This window comes from Acinetobacter radioresistens DSM 6976 = NBRC 102413 = CIP 103788 (assembly GCF_006757745.1).
Taxonomy (GTDB): Bacteria; Pseudomonadota; Gammaproteobacteria; order Pseudomonadales; family Moraxellaceae; genus Acinetobacter; species Acinetobacter radioresistens.
In genome coordinates, this window is sequence record NZ_AP019740.1 from 1,426,833 (window position 1) to 1,452,164 (window position 25,332).

The window sequence follows — 25,332 nt, forward strand, 5'->3', positions numbered from 1 at the left end:
AGTAGAAAAATTTCAAAAGTGTAAATATATAATAAGTGACTTCAGGAGAAGTAGGTCCAAGCTTTAACTGCTATTTAGAATAATAATCCTCAGAGAGTAGAACGAATTCACATGAAAAGACTTATATATAAAAAATGCTGAATGGTGAAATAGGGGCTATGTATTAAATAAGCCATGAGATTTATTTCTGTATAGCTTAATTAAGTAGCTGAACAGGTACAGCAAGATTCAAGTCTGGGTTTAATCCTGTTTCAGCTACTATATACACTTATCCTGTTTATTGATCAGCTCTATGGAGACTTAACGAAAGCTCATCCCAACATTGTATTGCTGTTTCCATTGCTTGCATTTTGACAGGGCCAAAACCCCTTACATCTGCAGGTAATTTAGCGATTTGCTGAGCAACAGATAAATCATAATTTTCAGGTGCAGAAGTAATGGATTTCACAAATGTGATATAACGATCACGCCAAGCCTGTTCTTTTTGTCGTTCTTGCTGTAACGCAAAGGGATCAAGGAACGTTTCCCGAAGCCACTGCAGTCGTCCAAGAATCATCATTGGAATGCGCATCCAATATCCGAAAGCACGTTTGCGTATAGTACCATGAGCCCCCAAAGCTGGAGGTGCTAAATGATAAGTTAAACGCAGACCTTGACCAAACTGCGCTTCAATAGACTGTTTAAAACTTTTTCCTGTGAGTAAGCGTGCAACTTCGTATTCATCTTTATATGCCATGACTCTATATAGCTGAGTCGCTATTGTTTCAGCCAGGTCTTCTGGTAAGACTTTGGCAGCCTGTTCCACAAGTGCTCGATACTGGGCTGCATAATCCTGATTCCAGTACTCGACAAGGCGAGAAGAGCGGTCTTCAACTAATTCGGCCAATGTAGCTGGTTTATTCTTTACTGTTATTGTTGCAATAATGCGTTTTGCTAAGTCAGGATCACTCATCAGATGACAACCGATGCGGAAAGCTTCAAGATTTTTTTCAGCTGCAGTGGCATTAAGATAGATGGCCTTTTCAATACTTTCACGATTTAACGGGATCTGACCTGATTGCCAAGCCATTCCAAGTAGTATCTGATTTGCAAAGATTGCATCACCCAGCACTAGTGTAGCAATACGTGTTACGGGCAAAGATAAGAGTTTTCCTTGTGTAGTGCGATTACGCAGCCGATTAATCAAGTCAGTAATGGGAGCATACCAGTCACGAGACTCAAGGAAATCAGATGTAGGGGAACCATCTTCATTGACTATTACCATAGCCTCGGCCTTTAAGCGAGAAAGTGCTGCATTGCTACCTGCGACAATAGGATCTGCACCGATTAAAAGATTACATTGACCAGCAGGGATCTTGGTAGCAGAGATTTGATCATCTTCTGTAGCGAGCTGTACGTAAGAATAAACCGTACCACCTTTCTGAGCCAGTCCAGCCATATCCATAATACGTGCAGCTTTACCCTCCAAATGAGCAGCCATTCCAAGTAAAGCGCCTGCGGTAACCACACCTGTACCACCAACACCACCGACCATTATACGTACTGGTTGTTGATCGAGTTCAGGAAGAATTGGCTTCTCAGGCCAGCCAGCTTCTATACCTTTGAATATTTCCGGGCGTTTCATATCGCGAGTATGGACTGTCACAAAACTTGGACAGAAACCTTCTACACAGGAGAAGTCTTTATTACAGCTACTCTGATTGATTTGTCGTTTCGTTCCTAACGCTGTTTCAACGGGTTCAACAGATAAGCAGTTAGATTTTCTGGAACAGTCACCACAGCCTTCGCAAATATCAGTATTGATAAAGACTCGCTCTGCAATATCCGGATAAGCGTTGCGTTTACGGCGGCGGCGTTTTTCACTGGCACAAGTTTGAACATAAATTAGCGCCGTAACGCCTGAAATTTCACGTAATTTGCGTTGAACATCATCCAACTCATTTCTGTGGTAAATTTCTACGTGAGGCGCAATACCTTCTTCTGTATGAATCAGCTCAGGTTCATCTGTAACAATCACTTGTTTTTTGATTCCCTCAGCATCAAGTTGTCGTGTTAACTGCGCCACGCTGAGATGACCATCGACATGCTGCCCGCCGGTCATTGCTACTGCATCGTTATAGAGAATCTTGTAGGTAATATTGAGTTTTGCAGCAATTGCTTGACGTATTGCAAGATAACCTGAATGGAAATAAGTTCCATCTCCCAGATTAGCAAAAATATGCTTTTCGTTGGTGAAATGAGAGGCACCAGCCCAACTCACACCTTCACCACCCATCTGCGAGAAGGTCTCTGTACCACGATCCAGTGAAACAGCAATAAAATGACAACCAATTCCCCCTAATGCACGGCTACCTTCTGGTAATGCGGTTGATGAATTATGAGGGCAGCCACTACAGAAGAAAGGTTTGCGTTCTGCAATATCAAGAACACGACGTGATTCCTGTTCTGCTTTTTCTAACAGCTCAACTCTGTTTTGGATTTGTGTTTTTAAGCTTTCTGGAATCTCCAGTTTCAAGAATCGAGCTGCCAGCATTTTGGCAATAGGTTCAGGCTGAAATTCATAATGACCAATCAAAGGCGCTTCATCAATAGATGTACTCCATTCACCCTTTCCATCACAGGCTTTACCGATGACACGAGGGCGCTTGGCATCTGAAAGTGCATATAGCTCGTCTTTAATCTGTGCTTCCAGGATAGGGCGTTTTTCTTCTACAACGATAAGTTCCTCTAAACCTTCGGCAAATTCACGAAGACCTTGAGGTTCCAGGGGCCAAATCAGCGCAACTTGGTATACTCTCAGTCCGAGCTGTTGGGCTGTCTGACCTTCAATTCCTAGAATACGTAACGCTTCAATTGTATCTAAATAACCTTTACCACTTGCTACAATACCAATACGTGCATCAGGACAATGCCATGTCACCTGATTCAGTTCATTTTCACGCGCATAAGCCAACACAGCGGGTAAGCGATATTTATAAAGACGTTCTTCTTGCTGAATGCCGTGATCTGGCCAACGAATATTTACGCCATCTTCAGGCATTTGAATATTTTTGGGTAATACAGGAATGACCCGATCTAAATTAACATGAACAGAAGCAGAGGTTTCGACGATTTCACTGACTAATTTCATCGAAGTCCATACACCTGCAAAGCGTGACATTGCTACCGCATGAGCACCTAAATCAAGAATATGTTGTATTGAAGTAGGATAAAAAATTGGAATGCCACAACCAATCATGACATGTTCTGACTGGTGTGGAATACTAGAAGATTTACAAGAGTGATCATCTCCAAAGAAGGCAACCACGCCACCTTGCTTTGATGTTCCTGCAAGATTGGCATGACGGAGTACATCTCCAGAACGATCTACACCAGGGCCTTTGCCATACCACCAGGCGGTTACCCCGTCATATTTACCTTGACCTGCGAGATTGGCTTGTTGCGTACCCCAAATTGCAGTAGCAGCTAGATCTTCATTTACACCAGGCTGAAAAACAACATGATGGTCTTTAAGTATATTTTCAGCCTGCCAGAGAAAATTGTCATAATTCCCTAAAGGGGAACCACGATAACCAGATATAAAACCAGCAGTATGATAACCGTTTAAAGTATCCCGCCGTATTTGCGCGAGTGGTAAACGCACCAATGCCTGGATACCTGTCATGTAAGCAGTACCGTTATCACTTAGATATTTGTCTTCAAGTGATACGTCCTTAGTTAAAATCTTATTTGGAGTAAATTTTGTAGATATATTCATTTATGTCTCCTTAGAATCTTGTAGTTCAAGCTACTTTATGTTCAACATCCGGTTGAATATTTGGAGTAAATGACATACTTAAAAAAGGATTGATCAGTTTAATTAAAAATAATGGAACTGATTAATGTATGTACATTAATGTCATTGTGGTTGATCCATACTGGTGCAACAATGCGTAATTAAGAAAAAGATATTTACGTTATGCGCAAAAATCTTGATGGTGGATTGCTACATGCAATGCATGCTTTTCTAAAAGTCATTGATAGTGGGAGTTTTACGGCTGCTGCAGAGCAGATGGAGCTTACAACAGCGCAAGTGTCCCGACTTATTAGCGAGTTAGAAGGGCGTTTAGGCACAAAATTACTACAGAGATCTACGAGGCAGCACGCATTAACCGATATTGGTGCAAGTTATGCAGAGCAGTGCCGGCAAGTACTTGCGATGGTAGAAGAAGCTGAAACTCAGGCAATGGGAATGGCAACCGAACCGCAGGGGAGGTTACGTGTTTTGAGCATGGGAAGCTTCGGACATCATTATGTATCACCAGTAATGGCGGAGTTCTGTCAAAACCATCCAAAGCTTACGGTTGAGTACCGTACTTCACAGAATGTGCCAGACCTGTTAGGTAAAGGAATTGATGTAAGTTTATATCTTACGGAATCATTGACTGACTCAAGATTTGTTGCTCGTCAAATTGGGACAATATTTTCATTACTTTGTGCATCACCAGCCTATTTAAAAAAATACGGTGAACCAGAATCATTAGATGACCTGCAAAAGCATGCCTGCTTAAGATTGGTGAACCCATCTATTACACCACAATGGCATCTCATCAGTAAAAATAGTTGTTCGTACCAAGTCGATATTACAGGACCATTAATTGCAGACACACCAGAATTATTACTGGATATGGTACAGCAAGACATGGGTATTGCTTTGCTTCCAACTTTTACTGTTATCGAAGCTGTACGTACTGGACGATTATGTCGCGTTTTAGCAGACTGGAGATCACCTGATATTGGTGTTTATACCTTATTACCATCACGTCATTTTATTGATGCTAAAACAAGAGCATGGTTAAGGTGGGTCGATCAGCATATTTCGCCTAAGATTCAGAATGATACAGAATATTTTTTATAACTCTGATTCACTGTCAAAATTATTAAGATATAAAATCAGAAGGGTTCTGTGATAAACAATTTATAAAACAGTCAGCTATCTTTATAAATGTACGAAATACTATGGACCATGCTATAACATTTGCGAAATTTCGTATTAGGTAATTATGCATTAGGATACTTATCAATGTGAATTAGATGCAGGTATTCACGTTGCTGAGCTATAGCAACAAACAGTGTTGTGCAGGCTACAGTCTCAGATATCCTATTTAACATAATATACATTATGCGAAATTGGGCATTTCTGCCCAGATTCCTATACTAAGCTACTGATTTAACTGGATTTGGTAGCTCTACGTGTTTAACAACATACTTAGTTGTTTTGCCTGAAGTAACCATTTCAAATGTAATATCTGCTTCCAGTGGAAACTTGTGCTGACGTAATAACGTCAAATTTGTACGGTCTTGCCAGTTAAAAGTCTCACAGGCATTACCAACAGAATTACCTTGAGACTGATCCAATGGAATCAGGCAGTACAAAGCTACATGATCATAATGACGACCATCATCTGTTTTAAAATCAACAGCTTTAGCACCAAGGATGGTTACTTTGTTTTTAAATTGCATCATTGCTACATTCTCCGAGCAGTTATAAGCACATGATCCAGACGCTTTGGATACGCAAGCGGATCAGAGCAAGAAATTAAATTGATGAGTTCTTCAGGTTCGAAGACTTCTTTAAAGATATTGATGTACTTACCGTACTGGTGCTTCAAATTCTTGATAGCGGTATCAAAGTTAATCTGTGCGGTCTTCTGGATTGTCTCAATTCGGGCTGGCTGCATATCTTCAGCAAGAAACTTAAAGCATGGATAAGCAGCGATAAAATATTCACTGGGTGCAAGTAACATATCGAATGGCAGTACACGATCTACAGACTTAAATTCAACCTCAGCACGTTGCCAGTTATCATTCGGATCACCTTCAGCACGACCCTTTTCATATAAACGTAATAACTTGCCTGATTCACGGCTGCCGATAGTTAGCGTACGACCACGACCATTAGGACGCTTCCAGTTACCTTTATGTTCTATATTTGGAGCACGATTACCACAGCTAAAGCCACCTAGCCCATCCTGCATATTTCCCCAATCAACGTTGATCTGTTTACCTTCAAAGTCATCATGAGCAATATCTACACGCGTCAATTTAGGTCGCTTCGCAAGTGATACAAGAAAGTGATAAAGCCTTAATTCCCAACCTGATTTAGCAAAGTTACAACCTCTACCATTGATCATGATTAGAACAGTATTTCTCTGGCCACCAATACAGATAAAACCGAAGTCTTCACCTAGCACATAGCTTTCATCATAGAAATTTAGGCCCTTATGACGACACGAACTGGTTGTAAATCCAAATATGTGCTCGAGGTGAATATCAAGAGCATCAACAGCAGCAGTAAAACGATGAGATTCTGTAATGAACTCATCTTCCTGCCAGAACTTATCCCCCATTGTTTCTATGCCAATGGTGAAGTTAACCCAATCAATAACAGCAATTTCATTGTCAGCAGGCATGCGGAATTCAACATGCTTTACACCATCATTAGTCATAAGCATGTGAGTTGATGGAATTGTATATAGTTCATGCCGCTGAAACGGGAGATCGGCATCTTGAGGCTGCGTATCAGAAACCGTTACCCCCATCTTATTAATGGGGGTTTTTAATCCCCCCCGTAATGCAGTGGGGTTTGGTTGTTTTTTATACTGACCCATTAGCAAATCCCCATTTCTCTAAAGTTGTTATTCTCAGCACGAATTGAATCGCAGTACTCAGCGACTGAAGCTGACTTATAGCCCCACTCCACCATGCACATTTCAAGATGATGCAGAACAGCTTCTGATTCATAAGCAGGATTCCCTGAAATAATCATTTGTACTGCCCTATCGAAAACTATCTTAGAGACGACTTCAAAAGCCTGTTCTTTATCCACTGTAACACCGTTACACGTTACATAATGGATGAACAGTAACACGTTACACCGTTACAAAGCAACACGTAATACAATACACTGTTACAAATTTAAGGAATTTATGATGACTGAAGAATCGAAGGTATACCGCGTTAATCCAATATTTCTAAAACGGATTAAAAAAATATGGTTAGAAACAACAATTGAAACTAAAAAGAAAGTAGAAGAATCTGATGTAGTAAATGCGGTTCTATATAAATTCTTAGATCAAATCAGCGTATCTGATGTAAAAGAATACAGAAGAGAGATCAAAGGGAAAGATGACTAAAATAACTACATTTAGTCTAGATTAGGAAAAAAGATGGGCTTAGCATTATTCTGCTTAATATTTGGTTTTACTGTGGGTTACCTATGGAGAGATTCACAGTCAGAAAAAATTAAAAAAGAAAAAACAAAGGTAAAAAATAGAAATATTTATTTAAGCTACAACGAAAGACAACGAGCAAAAATATATCATCAGAATGATGCTGAAAGAATAAGAGAACTAAACTTACTCTCTACAAATGAAAGTAAATTCATGAGGTTATTACAATACCAATTCACAGAACATAAAATTATTATTAAAGATAAGAGATTTTATATTGCAGACCAAGATTACTATCCTATTGCTATATTTGAATATCGAGATGGCACAAAAGAATTAAAAGTTAAAGATAATGAAGATGGTATTCCTGTTTTCCTATACAAAGCTATTCTCTCAAGTGAATCAATTTTAGAAGATAAATTATCGCTTAATATAGGGTAAAACAAGTTTAATAGCAGTGTGCCCTATCTTCGACTGCTGCAAAGTTCGTCGGTCGGTCGGTCGGCAAGCTCCTCCTCCTCCTCACTCAGCGCAGTCGCGGATGTCGCATAATGCAGATTAATGTTAAATGACGCCGATTTGCAGAGAAATGATTGCAAATCAGCTATGTAACATAATCTGGACTACATTATGCGAAATCAATCACAGTAAATTCTTTTAGATTCACAAGCACTTTGTTGGCATGATTTAGAAACAAACAGAAGTAAAATTAAAAGAAGAAATAGGGGTAAAATTCTTATAAATGCTTTAATAAAAATGACCATCAATGTCTCCAGTAAAAGCGTAATCAGAGGGGGAAATATTCATATTGCCATTGTGTCAGTTCGTAGACACTCACTTAATACTTTTCTTCTAGTGTTCTTCATTGCGTAGCAGATCGATAAGCTTTTTTTGTTAAAAAGCTTATGAGCATCAATGATGCTCAATCCGCTGACTCAAGACGTTGTAAAATATATGTGTGATAACGTATATAACGCTGTTTGTTCTTTAACTTAAGATCTATCAATAAGTCTTCTTTACGTTGTTTGGTGACATATAAACCGTTATGAGCACGATAAAGGTATCCTGTCTCGGTTTTTATACGACTAGGTACGTTAATAGCTCTAACTATTTTCAAATAAAAAGAATAAATAATAGCTGAAATAAACATTCCGACTATCAGTGAAAAGACAAGTAAGTTTTGAAATAGTTGCTGAACAGAAAGAAGGTCTGATGGTGTTAAGTAGTTCATATTAAGCCCTCGGCTTTTGCTTGCTGATATTTAGCTAAAAACTCTGCATCTAGTGATGTGAGCTTCTGCTGTTGTGGTTGTTGTGGTTGTTGTTGAGCTTGTAGCTGTTGCTGTGGCTGCTGAAAGTAATTAAAAGGTCTATCACCGTTTTCAATTAATCTTTTACAGTCGCTACTGGAGACATCATTCAGAATTGTTCCCTGCTGAGTGTATGCAACATATTTATTGCCTTTCTTCATACAACCGGCAAATACAGGTTTTGCAGTTGGCTGATAGCTAACTTGTGAGCTTAAATCTTGAAATGGTTTAGAAGCATTGTAGTCAAATACAATAGTTTCCATATCATTTCTATTTCTAGCCTGTAATTCTTTATGACGTGCTTCTGTGATACTCGGATCGTAAGCCTCGTGACACTGTTCAGCAGTCCAACCAAACTGTTTTACACAAGCGTTAATTTTGCTTTGCATATCAGGCGTAACCGTAGTTGTATTCTGTGTCTGAACTGGTTGAGTAATCTGTTGCTTTTCAGGTTTCTTATTATCAACGCCATTTGCAGAAATACCCTTGGAAGCTGCAAATTTAACAAATATTGCACCTGCAATAATCGCAAGTACAAGAGTAATAATAATACTCACAACAGCCTTGTTTAAATAAGAGCGTTTATTATGTTTAGCATCCGGCTGAATAGATTCATAAAATCCGAATATATGTTCGGGATAAGCCCATCTATATTTATCGAATGCGAACATTTTTTTAGTCTTTGTAATATTTAATTCAGCTTCTTGCCATATATAAACATTACTTACTTTCTGTCCAACACGTTCTAAATGAACATGTTCATTCACCAGTCCCAGCACATCAGCATTTAAGAATCTTGCGCGTTGAGTAATAAGCCACAATTCAATACCACGTTTACGAATCGTTGTTAAATCAAGAATCTGTTTATCACGTTTTGAATTATGACGACTAAATAACTCTCGATATTGTACTTCGTCATAGACAATCAAACTGTTATTCGGTATTTCTCGCCAATCGTCAGGCGCTTTTAAAATACCCGTATGCTTAATCCCTGTAATATCAGTAAATATCTGGCGCTCAGGTGTTTTTTCATGTTCTTTAAATAGTTGTTCTACTGTCCATAATGATTTACCAGTCCCGATACCGCCAGTAATTAATCTAATTTTTGACATTATGAACCCCGTTTAATTAGTGAAACTTTTGCACTATTCATCGTTAATCTAAATACAACTGCACCAATAACCCCAGCCAACGAAATATGAACCCCCGAAAGTGCTAATAATCCTAAAACATCATTTGATAATGTTCCGAACTGGGTAACAAGACGATCTATATAAATCTGCAATGCTACTAATACACCTGCACCTGTACCTATTCCCAATCCTGCACCGAGTAATGCAGAACGTACTGAACCCTTAAGTAACCATTCGCCAAAAGCAACAAGTAATTTCATCATTAGTCATCTCTCCCCATGATCACACCTGATGCAATTAAAAAAGACATTAAAGAACCCGCAGCAAGTACAAAAGGTCGCAGATCGGCAGCAAGCTCACACCAGGACGTCAAATCGTAATCAATAGCAGCAGTTGTATTTTCTAATGACACAGTTTGAGAGCCTGGAGAAAAAGGACAATATGCTGACCAGTTGAAATAATTTGTATTAGGAATTTGAGGAACAGTTTGTTCAATCTCGACTTTTGTTTCTTCTTGAGGTGTTTCATCTTTGGTCATCCAGTTTTTCGCTTCAGACCAAGCTTGAGAAATTGAATTAGCCCATCCATCGGCTTTTTGATTAGCTGTATTCCACCAGCTCGTCAGAGTGACTGGAAACGAAATTACAGTTTGAGCAGCTTCACATACAAGAGGTGCCCAGCCGCAGAATGCCGGAAATTCTAGCTTTATGTTTGTGACATTTGGTTTATCTGGATTTTGTGTTTGTTCACCTGTCGCTGTATTTTCAGCTTCAATTGCTTTTGATGCTTCTAATTGCTGAACAATGGGAGCAGCTTTGGCACTATCATTTTCTGCTTCATTAATTACATCTTGTGCAGCAGCAGTAATTGCTTGTTGTGCTGATACATCACCGCCTGCAGCATTTGAAATTACTTGTTGTGCAGCAGTTGGCAAAGGTAGATATTTTTCTTCTTTTTCACCAGTTTGAACGGTAAAAATTGGCCATTTATAAGTTCTGTTAGGTGCATCGGGATGAGTCCAATAACATTCATCACCGATAGCGCCTTTATATTCATAAGAACCAGTTTTGTAATAATCGTAATATTTTCTACAAGAAGCTTCTTTTGTTTGAGCTCGTGTATCGGCATAGGCACCAACTTGATATACACCGCCTCCTTCTTCCCAATATTTAATACGGTTATTTTCAGGATCAAGAACCCAATCGACCGCTCCCAGCAACTGTTCTACAGCAACAGACAATGCATAACCCGCTGCACCACGTTTAAGTACATTTGCAACTTGTGCAGCATTCGGCGTTATTTTTGCAGTGCCCTTAGCAATTTTTGAAGCACCGTTAAGAATGATTTCTTTTGTTCCGTTGACAATCGCAGAAGCACCCGAAGCTACTGGAGAACCTAGAGACCAACCGCCAAGACTGGCAGCTAACGCCTGATTCATCATAAAGACTGGAGAAATAGCTATCAGAATAGATAACAGAAAGACGTTTAAGCGGTGAACCATATTTGACCCCTAGCACTAGCTAAGTAATATGAAGAACCCGACAAGTGCAGCAAGTATATATAAAGTATTCATAGGTTTACTTCACAGAAGTAAAACCCAGTGCCGAAACACTGGGCGAATTGATTAACGACCAACGAAGCCGAGAATTCTCTTGTAACCCCACATCAGCAGCGATGGTCCTGCTTTAATTACAAACACGGCAGCAGCAGCAGCACCGAGACCACCAAGAGCAAGGCTTGAAACATCAATATCACCTTCGGCAGCCATTGCATTTGATGCAAGCAAGACAGGAGTTGCAGCTACAGCAGCAACAGTTGTCGCGTGATTGATTTTTTCGCGTAAAGTATCTTTACGTTGTTCATTTTGTACTTGTGTCATAATGTTCACCTTTCGATAAATTTGAGCAGCAGTCGCAGCCCAGAGCATAAGAGCCAGAAGCCAATAATCTCGACCAAAAGCCTATTGGTTTCGGCTCGTCCTAAATTGTTCAATTCATCCAACCAATTTGGCGTAAATTGAACGTATGAAACACACGTCTGAACGTTGTTTATTAATTCAACTGTTTCACAGACGTATGCCATTTCTTTAATCCTGTAAAATCTTTTTTATGTCTTCAAAACTAACTTCTGGTTCCCAGAAATCCATATAGCTGCAAAGACGATCTCTATAATCATTAAGATCAAAAGAGAAATAATAAATACGAGAACCTTCCAGCTTAGTATCTGGATTGCGGATAGGCTCAATAGAAGTAATAAAGGACTTTCTCAATGCTTTATTACCAATAAAAACCAGATCATCAGGCTTTGCATTAGCAATGACTGAATAAAAAACTTCTGCCTTACTCTGCATTGCTTGTACTTTTTTTGCAGTGTCGTTCTTCTCTGATGAACCAAACATTTCTAGCCCCTGCACTGGTAATAATGGACACAGTATTGAGCATGTATGCTGAACTGTTTGCCACACTTCTTGCACTTATACATAAACTGTGTCATATTAATTATTACCGTAAGTAATTGATTTTTAACATAATATACATTATGCGAAATTGGGCATTTCTGCCCAGATTCCTATACTAAGCTACTGATTTAACTGGATTTGGTAGCTCTACGTGTTTAACAACATACTTAGTTGTTTTGCCTGAAGTAACCATTTCAAATGTAATATCTGCTTCCAGTGGAAACTTGTGCTGACGTAATAACGTCAAATTTGTACGGTCTTGCCAGTTAAAAGTCTCACAGGCATTACCAACAGAATTACCTTGAGACTGATCCAATGGAATCAGGCAGTACAAAGCTACATGATCATAATGACGACCATCATCTGTTTTAAAATCAACAGCTTTAGCACCAAGGATGGTTACTTTGTTTTTAAATTGCATCATTGCTACATTCTCCGAGCAGTTATAAGCACATGATCCAGACGCTTTGGATACGCAAGCGGATCAGAGCAAGAAATTAAATTGATGAGTTCTTCAGGTTCGAAGACTTCTTTAAAGATATTGATGTACTTACCGTACTGGTGCTTCAAATTCTTGATAGCGGTATCAAAGTTAATCTGTGCGGTCTTCTGGATTGTCTCAATTCGGGCTGGCTGCATATCTTCAGCAAGAAACTTAAAGCATGGATAAGCAGCGATAAAATATTCACTGGGTGCAAGTAACATATCGAATGGCAGTACACGATCTACAGACTTAAATTCAACCTCAGCACGTTGCCAGTTATCATTCGGATCACCTTCAGCACGACCCTTTTCATATAAACGTAATAACTTGCCTGATTCACGGCTGCCGATAGTTAGCGTACGACCACGACCATTAGGACGCTTCCAGTTACCTTTATGTTCTATATTTGGAGCACGATTACCACAGCTAAAGCCACCTAGCCCATCCTGCATATTTCCCCAATCAACGTTGATCTGTTTACCTTCAAAGTCATCATGAGCAATATCTACACGCGTCAATTTAGGTCGCTTCGCAAGTGATACAAGAAAGTGATAAAGCCTTAATTCCCAACCTGATTTAGCAAAGTTACAACCTCTACCATTGATCATGATTAGAACAGTATTTCTCTGGCCACCAATACAGATAAAACCGAAGTCTTCACCTAGCACATAGCTTTCATCATAGAAATTTAGGCCCTTATGACGACACGAACTGGTTGTAAATCCAAATATGTGCTCGAGGTGAATATCAAGAGCATCAACAGCAGCAGTAAAACGATGAGATTCTGTAATGAACTCATCTTCCTGCCAGAACTTATCCCCCATTGTTTCTATGCCAATGGTGAAGTTAACCCAATCAATAACAGCAATTTCATTGTCAGCAGGCATGCGGAATTCAACATGCTTTACACCATCATTAGTCATAAGCATGTGAGTTGATGGAATTGTATATAGTTCATGCCGCTGAAACGGGAGATCGGCATCTTGAGGCTGCGTATCAGAAACCGTTACCCCCATCTTATTAATGGGGGTTTTTAATCCCCCCCGTAATGCAGTGGGGTTTGGTTGTTTTTTATACTGACCCATTAGCAAATCCCCATTTCTCTAAAGTTGTTATTCTCAGCACGAATTGAATCGCAGTACTCAGCGACTGAAGCTGACTTATAGCCCCACTCCACCATGCACATTTCAAGATGATGCAGAACAGCTTCTGATTCATAAGCAGGATTCCCTGAAATAATCATTTGTACTGCCCTATCGAAAACTATCTTAGAGACGACTTCAAAAGCCTGTTCTTTATCCACTGTAACACCGTTACACGTTACATAATGGATGAACAGTAACACGTTACACCGTTACAAAGCAACACGTAATACAATACACTGTTACAAATTTAAGGAATTTATGATGACTGAAGAATCGAAGGTATACCGCGTTAATCCAATATTTCTAAAACGGATTAAAAAAATATGGTTAGAAACAACAATTGAAACTAAAAAGAAAGTAGAAGAATCTGATGTAGTAAATGCGGTTCTATATAAATTCTTAGATCAAATCAGCGTATCTGATGTAAAAGAATACAGAAGAGAGATCAAAGGGAAAGATGACTAAAATAACTACATTTAGTCTAGATTAGGAAAAAAGATGGGCTTAGCATTATTCTGCTTAATATTTGGTTTTACTGTGGGTTACCTATGGAGAGATTCACAGTCAGAAAAAATTAAAAAAGAAAAAACAAAGGTAAAAAATAGAAATATTTATTTAAGCTACAACGAAAGACAACGAGCAAAAATATATCATCAGAATGATGCTGAAAGAATAAGAGAACTAAACTTACTCTCTACAAATGAAAGTAAATTCATGAGGTTATTACAATACCAATTCACAGAACATAAAATTATTATTAAAGATAAGAGATTTTATATTGCAGACCAAGATTACTATCCTATTGCTATATTTGAATATCGAGATGGCACAAAAGAATTAAAAGTTAAAGATAATGAAGATGGTATTCCTGTTTTCCTATACAAAGCTATTCTCTCAAGTGAATCAATTTTAGAAGATAAATTATCGCTTAATATAGGGTAAAACAAGTTTAATAGCAGTGTGCCCTATCTTCGACTGCTGCAAAGTTCGTCGGTCGGTCGGTCGGCAAGCTCCTCCTCCTCCTCACTCAGCGCAGTCGCGGATGTCGCATAATGCAGATTAATGTTAAATGACGCCGATTTGCAGAGAAATGATTGCAAATCAGCTATGTAACATAATCTGGACTACATTATGCGAAATGCTGTGGTAAAGTTAAATTCTATAAAAATACCGCCATACACTTTGTATAACGGTATTCAAAAATCCAGCTTCAGTAAAACTTGTTAAAAGCTTTTAGAAAGCTCTATAAAGTTTTAATTTCTTTCTGTGTAAACGTTTCTGTAGGCTTGAGCTTCTGGTCAGGCTTTAAGAATGAAGAAGCAATAATTGCCAATACTGCAAAGCTTATAATATACATAATAATTAAGTGCGGACTTCCTTCACCAATACTCAATAGCTTTGTAGCAATTAATGGCGCCAAACCGCCACCTAACACACCTGCAAATTGTACCGAAATTGAAATACCGCTATAGCGAATTTCAGCAGGAAATTGGCGAGCAAATAATTGTGACTGCGGTGCATACATAATTGGAAAAATTACACCAATTGCCAATACGATTGCTGTCCATACTAAAACAGGATCTTTTGTATTTAACATTGCAAAGAATGGATAGCTATATAGTGCAAGCATACAAAGACCAAATCTGAACATATTACGCTGGCCGACTTTATCGGATAAATGTCCGCATAATGGAGTCATTACCATAATGACAGCAGCGCCACAAATTGTTGCAAATAGAATATCTTGTCTAGGAATATTTAACTGCGTGGTGGTATAGGCTAAAGCAAAGGTGGAAGCCAAGTAGAACCAGGCATTTTCAGCAGCGCGTGATAGAATAATTGTAATTAACTGTTTTGGATGATTTTTAAACACCTGTAATGCAGGAACTTTAACTTCTTTCGCTTTTTCTTTAATTTTTTCAAAGTCTGGCGACTCAGGAACTTTCACCCGGATATACCAACCTACCGCCAACAGCACTATACTGGCTAAAAATGGTAAGCGCCAGCCCCAGCTAAACAATGCTTCCTCGGGTAGTAAAGACACTAGACCCAAAGCCACCGAAGCCAGCATTAAACCGCCTCCAGTACTGGCCTGTGGTAAACTTCCCCAAAAACCCTTTCCACCTTCTGGAGCATGTTCAACAGCCATGAGAACTGCCCCGCCCCATTCGCCGCCCATCGCCATACCCTGAATAAATCTTAAAATAATCAGACAAACCGTAGCCCAGTAACCGATCGACTCAAATGTAGGTAACAGTCCGATCATGACTGTCGGGATACCCATTAACATTAAAGTCACTAATAACATGGATTTTCGGCCTACCCTGTCACCAAAATGGCCAAATACAATACCGCCTAATGGTCGACCAATAAATCCAACAGCGTAGGTTGCAAAAGCTGCGAGTACACCGGTGAGCGGATCAAGGTTTGGAAAAAATAATTTATTAAAAATGAGTGCAGCAGCAGCACCATAAATAAAAAAGTCATACCATTCAATAGTCGTCCCTACCATACTTGAGATACCTGCCAGGCGGTGAGAAGACTTTTTAGAATGCGAACCGTTTCCATGTATTGTTTGCATTGTCATATTCCTTTTTAGATTTTCTTGTTTTGAGTTTTTATACGTATAATCAGCCCTGACCATAAGTATTTTCAGTTTCTCTCTAGTCTCCTTGAATGTATAACTTCTATATGAATGACTCAGCCGAGTCGCTCTAGAATTTGTTCAAGCTCTGGATTGCCTTTTTTCCATTGCGGCTGTTTGTCTTTATCAACAATAAGTGCACGGACACCTTCAATGAAGTCACCATGTTCAAACCAGATATCCTGTAAATCACGCTCAATCTGCATGCACTGTTGTAATGACAAACTTCGTCCTAAGTGCTGAAGTCTCAGGCTGGTCTGTTTCGCAATCAGGGAACGCTGCTGCAAGGTAATCAGTATTTTATTTGTCCATGCCTTGTACTGCTCGTCTTGTTCATTTTCGAGACTCTGTTCGATATCCTGCAAATTTTTAAAACCGAAATGTTTTCGAATATTTTCAGACCGTGAACTTAGATCACTCTCAGCAGGACGGGTAATATACTTTCCAATCATCTGTTGTATTTTTTCTTTATTTAAACTGGATGAATGAGCCAGCTCATTCTGTAAAGCCTGAAGTTTTTCTCCAGGCACATGGTAGTCAATCAGATCAAGATAAAGTGCATCACTACTGCTGATTTGCTCGCCGGTAATCGCCATATAGACGCCGATATCATCAAGACGAGATAGAAAGTGTGTTGCTGCAACATCAGGGAAAAAGCCGATTGCTGTTTCCGGCATGGCAAAACGGGACTTTTCACTACTCACAATAATATGACAGGCCTGTGCCAGACCGAAACCTCCACCCAGCACATAGCCATCCAGTATGACTATAACCGGTTTCTGATAATCACGAATCCTGTTAAGCATGTCGTATTCAGCACTAAAATATGCTTTATGCGCTTCAGTTTGGTTTTTATAATTATCATATAGATAACGAATATCGCCACCTGCGCAAAAAGCTTTTTGACTGTTTGATTTAATCAATATAGCCTGAATAGAATGATCCTGTTGCCATGTCTCAAATTGCATATGAATCTGATGAATCATCTCAATTGAAAGTGCATTAAGATTTGCGACACGGTTTAGACTGATTATTCCCAGAACGCCCTGCTGTTCAATGATTAAATGCTTTTCCATATCCATCTCATCATTCTCCTATTGATTTTTAAAGTGAGCTTGGCGCTTTTCAATAAATGCCTGCATACCCTCTTTCTGATCTAGCGTTGCAAATACAGAATGAAAAGCACGGCGTTCAAAGCGTAAACCTTCAGCTAGATTTACTTCAAAGGCACGATTAATCGACTCTTTAATCATCATGCTTGCAGTTAAAGATTTGGATGCAATTTTTTCAGCTGCCTGCATGGTCTGTTCTAGCAGTTGCTCTTTACTGAAAATGCGGGCAACCAGACCGCACTGCTCTGCTTCAACAGCCTCCATCTGGCGTGCGGTCAGGCACATTTCCATTGCTTTGGCTTTACCTACTGCAAGTGTCAGGCGTTGTGTGCCCCCTATACCCGGTATCACACCTAAAGTTAATTCTGGCAAGCCAAACTTGGCATTATCTGCACAGTAAATAAAATCGCACATTAATGCTAATTCACAGCCGCCCCCTAACGCATAACCGCTTACTGCTGCAATTAAAGGTTTACGGCGCTGTGCAATTCGGTCGGCAAGGTTGAAAAAATCATCAAGATAAATTCCGGGAAAGGCAAGCTCAGCCATTTCCTTGATATCTGCGCCCGCAGCAAAAGCTTTTTCTGAACCTGCCAAAACCATGCAGCCAATTTCCTGATCTTTTTCCAGATCATCAAGTGCCAGGTTTATTTCACTGATCAACTCGGAATTTAATGCATTCAAGGCCTTAGGCCGGTTCAAGGTAATGAGACCTACCCCGTTACGTTTTTCTAGTAAGATTGTTTCAAACTGCATACTTCATCCTTATATTTTTATAATCCTTCCAAACTGTTAGAACCTTATAGGCTACGCGCAATCACCAGACGCTGAATATCGCTTGTACCTTCATAGATCTGACAAATACGAGCATCACGATAAATCCGCTCAATAGGAAAGTCTTTTAAATAGCCATAGCCGCCAAAAATTTGTAAAGCTGACGAACATACCCGCTCTGCCATTTCCGAAGAAAATAATTTCGCCATAGACGCTTCATTCAGACAGGGTTTACCTGCTTCTTTAAGACGGGCTGCATGATGAACCAGTTGACGGGCTGCTTCAATTTCTGTCGCCATACTGGCTAAACGAAATGCAATAGCCTGATGTTCAAAAATAGGCTGGCCAAAGGTAATGCGTTCTTTAGCATAACGGGTCGCTTCTTCAATTGCAGCACGTGCCAGTCCAACAGCTTGTGCGGCAATTCCAATACGGCCACCCTCCAGATTGGAAAGTGCAATTTTCAGCCCTTCGCCTTGTTGTCCCAACATTAAAGTATTAGGTACACGTACATCAGTTAAGGCAATCTGGCAGGTATCTGAAGCATGTAAGCCAAGCTTTTCCTCGGTACGAACGACTTCATAGCCTTGTGTTTCACGAGGCACAATAAATGCACTGATTCCTTTTTTACCTGCTTCCGGATCAGTTATGGCAAACACAATAATAACTCCTGCATTATTTCCAGAAGTAATGAACTGCTTGGCACCATTAATAATCCAGTCATCTCCATTTTTTACCGCACGGGTTCTGATAGCAGCTGCATCTGAACCGGTATGAGGTTCAGTCAGTGCAAATGCGCCAATCATCTCACCTTGAGCCAATGGCATCAGATATTTCTGTTTTTGCTCGGCTGTGCCAAATTTAGCTATAGGTACACAACCAACAGAATTATGGACACTCATAATGGTCGAGGTCGCACCATCTGCAGCCGCAATTTCTTCAAGGGCCAACACATAGGCCAGATTCCCGGTGTCTGAACCACCCCACTGCTCTGGAATAAGCATACCCATAAGACCCAGCTTGCCCATTTGCGATAAGACTTCTTTAGGAAAAGTACTATGTTTATCCCACTCGGCTGCTTTGGGCTTGATTTGTTCCTGCGCAAAACTTCTTGCCATATCCTGAATTAATAACTGTTCTTCCGTAAATTGCATCTCATGATCCTTGAGTAAGTTATCCTCTTTATGAATGAGGTATTGCCTCATCAGACAGCCTTGCTGTTTGCCTGCTGTTTTGCGATTTCCTGATTACGTAGTAAAAAGCGCTGTATCTTTCCGCTTGGCGTTTTAGGGAGTTCGGTCACGAATTCAACCTGTCTTGGGTAAGCATGGGCGGATAGACGTTTTTTTACAAATTGTCCAAGCTGCTCTGACAGCTCATCTGAGGGAGCTCTGCCTTCTGCCAGAACGACAAAAGCTTTTACAATTTCAGTGCGCTCCGGGTCAGGTACTCCAACCACAGCTGCTTCAATTACGGCATCATGCTCGAGAAGTGCACTTTCTACATCGAAAGGTCCAATACGGTAACCCGAAGTTGTAATGACATCATCACTTCTGCCTACAAAACTCATACTGCCATTTTCATGGAGTTCGGCAGTGTCACCTGTAAGGTAATAATGCTTTACGAAAGGAGTTTTACGGCTCTCTTTATAACCACCAAACCACATCATGGGAGACTGGTTAATGTCTACTGCCAAAATACCTGGAGTACCTGCAGGAAGTTCATTTCCCTGCTCATCTACGACAGCAATACGGTAACCCGGGCTTGCGAAGCCGGCTGCACCTGCACGGATCTCATGATTTAGTCCATGGTGGTTACATACCACCATACCTACCTCGGTCTGGCCATAATGGTCAAAAATTGGTGCATCCAGAACCTGTCTGAACCAGCGAAATACTTCTGGATTTAAGGGTTCACCTGCACTGCTAACCACACGAAACTTTCCTTTAAGCTGGCCCATCTGTGCAGGGTCAGCAGCCATCATCATACGGTAAGCGGTAGGTGCGCCTGCCAAATTGGTAATTTGATAATCATTTACAATCTGGCATAAACTTTCGATACTGAAGCCCCCTTCATAAAACAAGGTGGCATGACCTAAAAGTAATGGTCCGGTTATTCCATAGTACAAACCATACGCCCAGCCCGGATCGGCAATATTCCAGAAGGCATCTTCAGTTTTCAGTCCAATAGCATCCTTCATATAGTTGCCAAAAGCGATTAAGGCTTTCAATGGTACTTCCAGTGGTTTTGCAGGACCAGTTGTGCCGGAAGTAAACATGAGCAAGAACGGGTCCTGAACGGTTTGCATAACCATTTCACATTGGTCAGATTGCGCATTAACCATATTCCAGAAGTTTAGATCACCCTGTGGTACATTGCCCTCCCGGTCTGCCACGGTCACAATTTTCGGACACTGTTCGACTTCTTCGAGCTTACTGCGGTTGCCAATATCGGTAATGACCAGTTTGCTTTTTGCCAGCTGTAAGCGATGTTCTATAGCTTTAGGTCCAAAAGCCGTAAACAGGGGCTGATATACTGCGCCAATACGCCAAGCGCCTAAAATGGTTGCCAGTAATTCAGGCGTTCGGGGTAATAAACCGGATACCCGGTCACCGGGCTTTACCCCTTGAGATTTTAAAAAATTAGCAAACTGACTTGACCATTGCTTTAACTGGCCAAACGTATACTGTTCCTTTCTCCCATCCTTGCCCTGCCAGTACAACGCAATCTGGTCGCTATCTACATCAGCATGGCGATCACAACATTCATGGCATGCATTAAGTTGTTCTGGTGACCCTGCTAACAGATTTCTTACCACCGTATTTAAATCAAATTCTTTTACTGCATCGTGATAATCCAACATGATTGTTACCTCAGTCTGGTTTTATTGTTATTCATGACACGGGTGTTTTGATTTTATGCCATCCACTGGCTAAATGATTATGCTTGTTTTGGAAGATACTGCTGAATAATACTTGAAAAATCGAGGTTGGCATTACCCTGCATGCATAGCTGTTGATAAAGCTGCTGTACCAGTCCACCCAATACTACGGGCTGTTTGACCTGCCCCGCTGCTTCAACCGCCAGACCAAGATCTTTCAGCATTAATTGTGTGGCAAAACCATCCTTATAGCCTTTGGAAGCTGGCGCATTTTCACAGATATCTGGCCAAGGGTTGCAGACCTCAGAGCTCCAGCAGCGGCCACTTGAGCTGTTAATAACACCAGCAAGTGCCTGTGGATCAATCCCTAGCTTGACTCCAAGTGCCATACCTTCAGCGACGGCGGCCATAGATATGCCTAAAATCAGGTTATTACAGATTTTAGCAATTTGTCCTGCACCTACATCACCACAGTGCACCATGTTTTTGCCCATCGGAGTTAACACCGTTTTAACCCGTATAAAAGTAGCCTCATCTGTGCCGACCATAAAGGTCAATGTTCCTGCCTGTGCACCTATGGTTCCACCAGAAACTGGTGCATCACAGATAGTAATCTCTCTTTCTGCTGCACTTGCTGCAATATCTTTAATTGTTTGTGGGTCAATAGTGCTACTGTCGATACATAAACTACCCGCCTTAAGTACTGCCAAAACGCCATTTTCCCCCAGATATACATCCTTTACATGCTTTGCCGCAGGTAACATGGTAATAACGACATCTGCCGTTCGCGCCGCGGCCTGAGGGCTGTCACAAGCAATCCCTCCAGCCTCTGTAAAGTAGGTAACTGCAGTTTCACTTAAATCAAAACCGTAGACATTTAAACCTGCTTTGAGGAGATTCTGGGCCATTTTCCCGCCCATATTTCCCAGACCAATAAAAGCAATATTCATCCTTGAACTCCTGAATTAGCGTAAGCTGATGGTTGTGTTTACTTCGCCTGCTTCCTGCGTATCTTCAAACCAGCGGCTGGTAATGGTCTTCGTCTGTGTATAGAACTGGACAGCCTGTTTCCCATAAGGCCCGAGATCTCCAAGTTTTGAGCCACGTGAGCCTGTAAAACTGAAGAACGGTACTGGTACTGGAATCGGAATATTGATACCAACCTGGCCAATATCAATCATGTTCTGGAAAGTACGTGCTGTTGCACCACTTTGGGTAAACAAACCAACGCCATTACCAAATGGATTGGCATTGATCAGTTCGATTGCTTCTTCAAGAGAATCCACACAGATAATCGAAAGCACAGGCCCAAAGATTTCTTCTTTATAAATACGCATGTCTGTGCTGACATGGTTGAAAATCGTAGCGCCAACAAAGTTGCCATTTTCGTAGCCTTTAACCTCAACATCACGGCCATCTAGTAAAAGTTCGGCGCCCTCTTCTACACCGCTATTAATTAGCTCTACCACTCGGGCTTTAGCACGTTTTGAAATCACTGGTCCAATATCTGTATTTGGCTCATGACCGGCATTTACACTCAGCATTTTGGCTTTTTCTACCAGATCATGAATCCAGTTCTTACTTTCACCTACCATAACAGCTACAGACAATGCCATACAACGTTGCCCGGCAGCTCCAAATGCGGCGCCGACTAAAGCATTAAGAGTTTGCTCTTTATTGGCATCGGGCATGACAGCGACATGATTTTTCGCACCCATCATCGACTGAACACGCTTACCATGCTGACCGGCAAGGTTATAGACATGAGTTCCAACAGCGGTTGACCCTACGAAAGAAACTGCCTTGATATATTGATGTGTACACAAACGGTCGACTACGTCTTTGCCACCATGCACAACATTTAAGACGCCTGCCGGAATACCGGCCTGAACCGCAAGCTCAACCAGCATCATGGTAGATAACGGGTCCTGCTCAGATGGCTTGAGAACAAATGTATTACCACATACAATCGCCATCGGGAACATCCAGAGGGGAATCATGGCTGGAAAGTTAAAAGGTGTAATACCGGCACAGACTCCTAGCGGTTGTTGTAAGGTATAAGTATCTACCCCGCGTGCTACCCCTTCGGCATATTCCCCCATTTGTAATGTGCCAATTGAACAGGCATGTTCGACTACTTCCAGACCACGCTGAATATCGCCCTCAGCATCTGCCAGGGTTTTACCCTGCTCAGTAGTCAGCACATGGGCAATCTCTTTCATGTTGTCACGGATTAAATCTTGCAGCTTGAGCATAATACGCATACGTGCCTGGATCGGGGTTAAACGCCAGCTTTTAAAAGCGTCTTGTGCAGCATTAATTGCAGCTTCTACTTCATCTGGCGTCGCCATCGGCACACGACCCACAACTTCTTGTGTGGCCGGATTAATAATATCCTGCCATTCTGAAGTAGTAGATTCTACAAACTGCCCATTAATTAATAATTTGGCTGTTGTGGTCTGAATATTTGTCATTGTGTTCATAGCCTCTCCATGGGCGATATTCTTGTTGTGCTGTAATCAGAAAATATCCTAAAGCCGTATTTTCATCTTTTCGGTTTCACTTGAGACTAACAAAGAAGGTTTTGACTACCAATACAAATTCGCGCACGATTACTGTGCAAATATGCACAAGGGATAAAATAAAAATGAAAGTGGATTGGGATCATCTACAGTTTTTTCTGGTATTGGCACGAGCCAAAACCCTCACCAATACAGCACGTATTATTGGAGTAGAACATAGTACGGTATCTAGACGGATTCAGGCACTGGAGCTGGCATTAGGGACGCCGTTATTTAAACGGGAAGCCACGGGTTATGAATTGACGCTTGAAGGGCTGGCTCTGGTTCCGCGAGTGGAACAGATGGAACAGGCATTTTTACAGATAGAAAAGCCTCATCAGCCTTTACAAGGTCGTGTGCGAATTGGCACACCAGAAGGCTTTGGTACTGCATTTTTAGCAAAATTACTGGCAGAATTATCCAAACAGTATCCTCTGCTTACCATTGATTTAATCCCTGTACCTAAAATGATCAAGCTTTCTCACCGTGAAGCCGATATTGTCATTTCGATTGACCGTCCAAAATCCGGGCCTTATATCATTACCCGTCTTAGTGATTACTGTTTAAAAATATATGGCAGCAAAGATTATCTGGCGGCCAGTTCACCTATCCATCAGCTTGAAGATTTAAAACAGCATCGTTTTGTGAACTATATCGATGACCTGATATATAGTCCTGAACTGTACTGTCTGGAACGTTTGCCCCTACAACTGAGTGCCAGCTTCAGGAGTAGCAGTATTTTAGCTCAGCAAATCGCTGTTAGTGCCGGAGCAGGTCTGGCAATTTTGCCCAAATTCTTGGCAGATGAACAACCAGAACTTGAACAGGTACTGCACAAAGAAGTCCGTTTTATTCATACTTTCTGGATGCTGACACTGGTAGATTTACAGCATGAGCCACGCATCAAGCTGGTATGGGATTTTTTAAGAACACAGGCTGACAAATACCAGCATCTACTTATGGATTAAACTTTTTAACTAAAATATTGACTAAATCTGAGCTTTATCCAGTGCGGCTTTAATGACATGCTCTGACTCAAAGTCATGATAGGTCTTGCGTTCAGAATATTCATGAGCCAGAGGTTGTACTTCTTTTAAAGTAAGCCGGCTACGCTCAGCCAAACGTATATACTCTTCAGTTCCTTTTCGCTTCCATTCAATTTCTTGGGCTTCTAATACTCTAATAACCTTAGCCGGGCTACCCAAAGCCAGCACATTTTCAGGAATGACTGCTTTTGCCTTGACCGTGCTATTGGCACCAATAATAGTATTTTCACCAATTTCTGCGTCATCCAGTATGACGCTATTCATACCTACCAGAACATTTTTACGAATTTTACAGCCATGTAAAATGGCGCCATGACCGATATGTCCATACTCTTCAATTAAAGTGATACTGGCCGGGAAGCCATGCACAGTACATGAGTCCTGAATATTCGCATTTTTCCGAACATGTATACGGCCAAAATCTGCCCGCAGACTGGCAAATGGACCAATATATACTCCCTCTTCAATGATAACATCACCAATCAATACGGCTGTTGGGTGAATATAGGCTCCGGGGCTTACTACCGGAATAACTCCATCAATCTCATAACATGGCATTTTTACTTCCTTTTAA

27 protein-coding genes are annotated in these 25,332 nt (G+C 40.8%); 6 read left to right on the forward strand and 21 right to left on the reverse strand.

Annotated elements, in window-relative coordinates; genetic code table 11:
• Positions 1 to 277 precede the first annotated feature (277 nt).
• The gene (locus ACRAD_RS06630) at positions 278 to 3,757 is read right to left on the reverse strand and encodes an indolepyruvate ferredoxin oxidoreductase family protein (protein WP_005025891.1); all 3,480 of its coding nucleotides are present in this window, start codon (positions 3,755 to 3,757) and stop codon (positions 278 to 280) included.
• A 201-nt stretch (positions 3,758 to 3,958) separates the two neighbouring features.
• Here ACRAD_RS06630 and ACRAD_RS06635 point away from each other — a divergent pair, with 201 nt between their 5' ends.
• On the forward strand, positions 3,959 to 4,897 hold the full coding sequence (locus ACRAD_RS06635) for a LysR family transcriptional regulator (protein ID WP_005025893.1): 939 nt from the start codon (positions 3,959 to 3,961) through the stop codon (positions 4,895 to 4,897).
• A 299-nt stretch (positions 4,898 to 5,196) separates the two neighbouring features.
• Here the strand turns inward: ACRAD_RS06635 and ACRAD_RS06640 are convergent, their stop codons facing one another.
• From ACRAD_RS06640 to ACRAD_RS06650, 3 genes are read right to left on the reverse strand one after another with little or no spacing between them, the layout of a single operon-like run.
• Positions 5,197 to 5,505, reverse strand: coding sequence for a hypothetical protein (locus ACRAD_RS06640; RefSeq protein ID WP_005025896.1), 309 nt, complete (start codon positions 5,503 to 5,505; stop codon positions 5,197 to 5,199).
• Between the two features lie 2 nt (positions 5,506 to 5,507).
• Positions 5,508 to 6,650: a replication initiation factor domain-containing protein gene (locus tag ACRAD_RS06645; RefSeq protein WP_005025897.1), complete on the reverse strand. Its 1,143-nt coding sequence runs from the start codon at positions 6,648 to 6,650 to the stop codon at positions 5,508 to 5,510.
• On the reverse strand, positions 6,650 to 6,868 hold the full coding sequence (locus ACRAD_RS06650) for a hypothetical protein (protein WP_016801541.1): 219 nt from the start codon (positions 6,866 to 6,868) through the stop codon (positions 6,650 to 6,652). Before ACRAD_RS06650 ends, ACRAD_RS06645 begins: the two co-directional genes overlap by 1 nt.
• 103 nt (positions 6,869 to 6,971) lie before the next feature.
• Here ACRAD_RS06650 and ACRAD_RS06655 point away from each other — a divergent pair, with 103 nt between their 5' ends.
• Together ACRAD_RS06655 and ACRAD_RS06660 are read left to right on the forward strand one after the other, a co-directional pair.
• Entirely contained in the window at positions 6,972 to 7,175 is a 204-nt protein-coding gene (locus ACRAD_RS06655; protein WP_005025899.1) for a hypothetical protein, read from the forward strand.
• Positions 7,176 to 7,208: 33 nt separating this feature from the next.
• On the forward strand, positions 7,209 to 7,652 hold the full coding sequence (locus tag ACRAD_RS06660; RefSeq protein WP_005025901.1) for a hypothetical protein: 444 nt from the start codon (positions 7,209 to 7,211) through the stop codon (positions 7,650 to 7,652).
• 481 nt (positions 7,653 to 8,133) lie between these two features.
• Here the strand turns inward: ACRAD_RS06660 and ACRAD_RS06665 are convergent, their stop codons facing one another.
• From ACRAD_RS06665 to ACRAD_RS06710, 9 genes are all read right to left on the reverse strand, one after another.
• Positions 8,134 to 8,442 (reverse strand): hypothetical protein, encoded by a 309-nt coding sequence (locus ACRAD_RS06665; protein ID WP_005021840.1) that lies wholly within the window; start codon positions 8,440 to 8,442, stop codon positions 8,134 to 8,136.
• Positions 8,439 to 9,632 carry a zonular occludens toxin domain-containing protein gene (locus tag ACRAD_RS06670; protein WP_005021845.1) on the reverse strand — a complete coding sequence of 398 codons (1,194 nt, stop codon included), beginning with the start codon at positions 9,630 to 9,632 and terminating at the stop codon, positions 8,439 to 8,441. The genes ACRAD_RS06665 and ACRAD_RS06670 overlap by 4 nt, the downstream gene beginning before the upstream one ends.
• Positions 9,632 to 9,916 (reverse strand): DUF2523 domain-containing protein, encoded by a 285-nt coding sequence (locus ACRAD_RS06675; RefSeq protein ID WP_005021848.1) that lies wholly within the window; start codon positions 9,914 to 9,916, stop codon positions 9,632 to 9,634. Before ACRAD_RS06675 ends, ACRAD_RS06670 begins: the two co-directional genes overlap by 1 nt.
• A complete protein-coding gene (locus ACRAD_RS06680; protein ID WP_005021851.1) occupies positions 9,916 to 11,154 on the reverse strand; it encodes a virulence factor TspB C-terminal domain-related protein in 1,239 nt (412 codons plus the stop codon). Before ACRAD_RS06680 ends, ACRAD_RS06675 begins: the two co-directional genes overlap by 1 nt.
• A gap of 123 nt (positions 11,155 to 11,277) precedes the next feature.
• Complete coding sequence (locus ACRAD_RS06685) at positions 11,278 to 11,580, reverse strand: hypothetical protein (RefSeq protein ID WP_227548698.1); 303 nt, start codon at positions 11,578 to 11,580, stop codon at positions 11,278 to 11,280.
• Between the two features lie 159 nt (positions 11,581 to 11,739).
• The gene (locus tag ACRAD_RS06695) at positions 11,740 to 12,051 is read right to left on the reverse strand and encodes a hypothetical protein (protein WP_005021858.1); all 312 of its coding nucleotides are present in this window, start codon (positions 12,049 to 12,051) and stop codon (positions 11,740 to 11,742) included.
• A 175-nt stretch (positions 12,052 to 12,226) separates the two neighbouring features.
• The gene (locus ACRAD_RS06700; protein WP_005025896.1) at positions 12,227 to 12,535 is read right to left on the reverse strand and encodes a hypothetical protein; all 309 of its coding nucleotides are present in this window, start codon (positions 12,533 to 12,535) and stop codon (positions 12,227 to 12,229) included.
• Positions 12,536 to 12,537: 2 nt separating this feature from the next.
• Positions 12,538 to 13,680, reverse strand: coding sequence for a replication initiation factor domain-containing protein (locus ACRAD_RS06705; protein WP_005025897.1), 1,143 nt, complete (start codon positions 13,678 to 13,680; stop codon positions 12,538 to 12,540).
• Positions 13,680 to 13,898 carry a hypothetical protein gene (locus ACRAD_RS06710; protein ID WP_016801541.1) on the reverse strand — a complete coding sequence of 73 codons (219 nt, stop codon included), beginning with the start codon at positions 13,896 to 13,898 and terminating at the stop codon, positions 13,680 to 13,682. Before ACRAD_RS06710 ends, ACRAD_RS06705 begins: the two co-directional genes overlap by 1 nt.
• A 103-nt stretch (positions 13,899 to 14,001) precedes the next feature.
• Here ACRAD_RS06710 and ACRAD_RS06715 point away from each other — a divergent pair, with 103 nt between their 5' ends.
• Both ACRAD_RS06715 and ACRAD_RS06720 read left to right on the forward strand, forming a co-directional pair.
• Positions 14,002 to 14,205, forward strand: coding sequence for a hypothetical protein (locus tag ACRAD_RS06715; RefSeq protein ID WP_005025899.1), 204 nt, complete (start codon positions 14,002 to 14,004; stop codon positions 14,203 to 14,205).
• A gap of 33 nt (positions 14,206 to 14,238) precedes the next feature.
• Positions 14,239 to 14,682: a hypothetical protein gene (locus ACRAD_RS06720; RefSeq protein ID WP_005025901.1), complete on the forward strand. Its 444-nt coding sequence runs from the start codon at positions 14,239 to 14,241 to the stop codon at positions 14,680 to 14,682.
• 301 nt (positions 14,683 to 14,983) lie between these two features.
• Here ACRAD_RS06720 and ACRAD_RS06725 read toward each other — a convergent pair whose 3' ends face one another.
• The 7 genes from ACRAD_RS06725 to ACRAD_RS06755 all read right to left on the reverse strand — a co-directional run bounded on the left by ACRAD_RS06725 (position 14,984) and on the right by ACRAD_RS06755 (position 23,634).
• A complete protein-coding gene (locus tag ACRAD_RS06725) occupies positions 14,984 to 16,321 on the reverse strand; it encodes an MFS transporter (protein ID WP_005025903.1) in 1,338 nt (445 codons plus the stop codon).
• Positions 16,322 to 16,440: 119 nt separating this feature from the next.
• Positions 16,441 to 17,466, reverse strand: a complete 1,026-nt coding sequence (locus tag ACRAD_RS06730) for an enoyl-CoA hydratase/isomerase family protein (RefSeq protein WP_005025905.1) — start codon at positions 17,464 to 17,466, stop codon at positions 16,441 to 16,443.
• A gap of 12 nt (positions 17,467 to 17,478) precedes the next feature.
• Positions 17,479 to 18,252, reverse strand: coding sequence for an enoyl-CoA hydratase (locus tag ACRAD_RS06735; RefSeq protein WP_005025907.1), 774 nt, complete (start codon positions 18,250 to 18,252; stop codon positions 17,479 to 17,481).
• A 44-nt stretch (positions 18,253 to 18,296) separates the two neighbouring features.
• Positions 18,297 to 19,424 (reverse strand): acyl-CoA dehydrogenase family protein, encoded by a 1,128-nt coding sequence (locus tag ACRAD_RS06740; protein ID WP_005025909.1) that lies wholly within the window; start codon positions 19,422 to 19,424, stop codon positions 18,297 to 18,299.
• Between the two features lie 50 nt (positions 19,425 to 19,474).
• The gene (locus tag ACRAD_RS06745) at positions 19,475 to 21,133 is read right to left on the reverse strand and encodes an AMP-binding protein (protein WP_005025911.1); all 1,659 of its coding nucleotides are present in this window, start codon (positions 21,131 to 21,133) and stop codon (positions 19,475 to 19,477) included.
• Between the two features lie 77 nt (positions 21,134 to 21,210).
• On the reverse strand, positions 21,211 to 22,101 hold the full coding sequence (gene mmsB / locus ACRAD_RS06750) for a 3-hydroxyisobutyrate dehydrogenase (RefSeq protein WP_005025914.1): 891 nt from the start codon (positions 22,099 to 22,101) through the stop codon (positions 21,211 to 21,213).
• Between the two features lie 15 nt (positions 22,102 to 22,116).
• Positions 22,117 to 23,634, reverse strand: coding sequence for a CoA-acylating methylmalonate-semialdehyde dehydrogenase (locus ACRAD_RS06755; RefSeq protein WP_005025916.1), 1,518 nt, complete (start codon positions 23,632 to 23,634; stop codon positions 22,117 to 22,119).
• A 164-nt stretch (positions 23,635 to 23,798) separates the two neighbouring features.
• Here ACRAD_RS06755 and ACRAD_RS06760 point away from each other — a divergent pair, with 164 nt between their 5' ends.
• Entirely contained in the window at positions 23,799 to 24,680 is an 882-nt protein-coding gene (locus tag ACRAD_RS06760) for a LysR family transcriptional regulator (protein WP_005014261.1), read from the forward strand.
• A gap of 21 nt (positions 24,681 to 24,701) precedes the next feature.
• Here the strand turns inward: ACRAD_RS06760 and ACRAD_RS06765 are convergent, their stop codons facing one another.
• Positions 24,702 to 25,316 (reverse strand): carbonic anhydrase, encoded by a 615-nt coding sequence (locus ACRAD_RS06765; protein WP_005025919.1) that lies wholly within the window; start codon positions 25,314 to 25,316, stop codon positions 24,702 to 24,704.
• Positions 25,317 to 25,332: the final 16 nt, after the last annotated feature.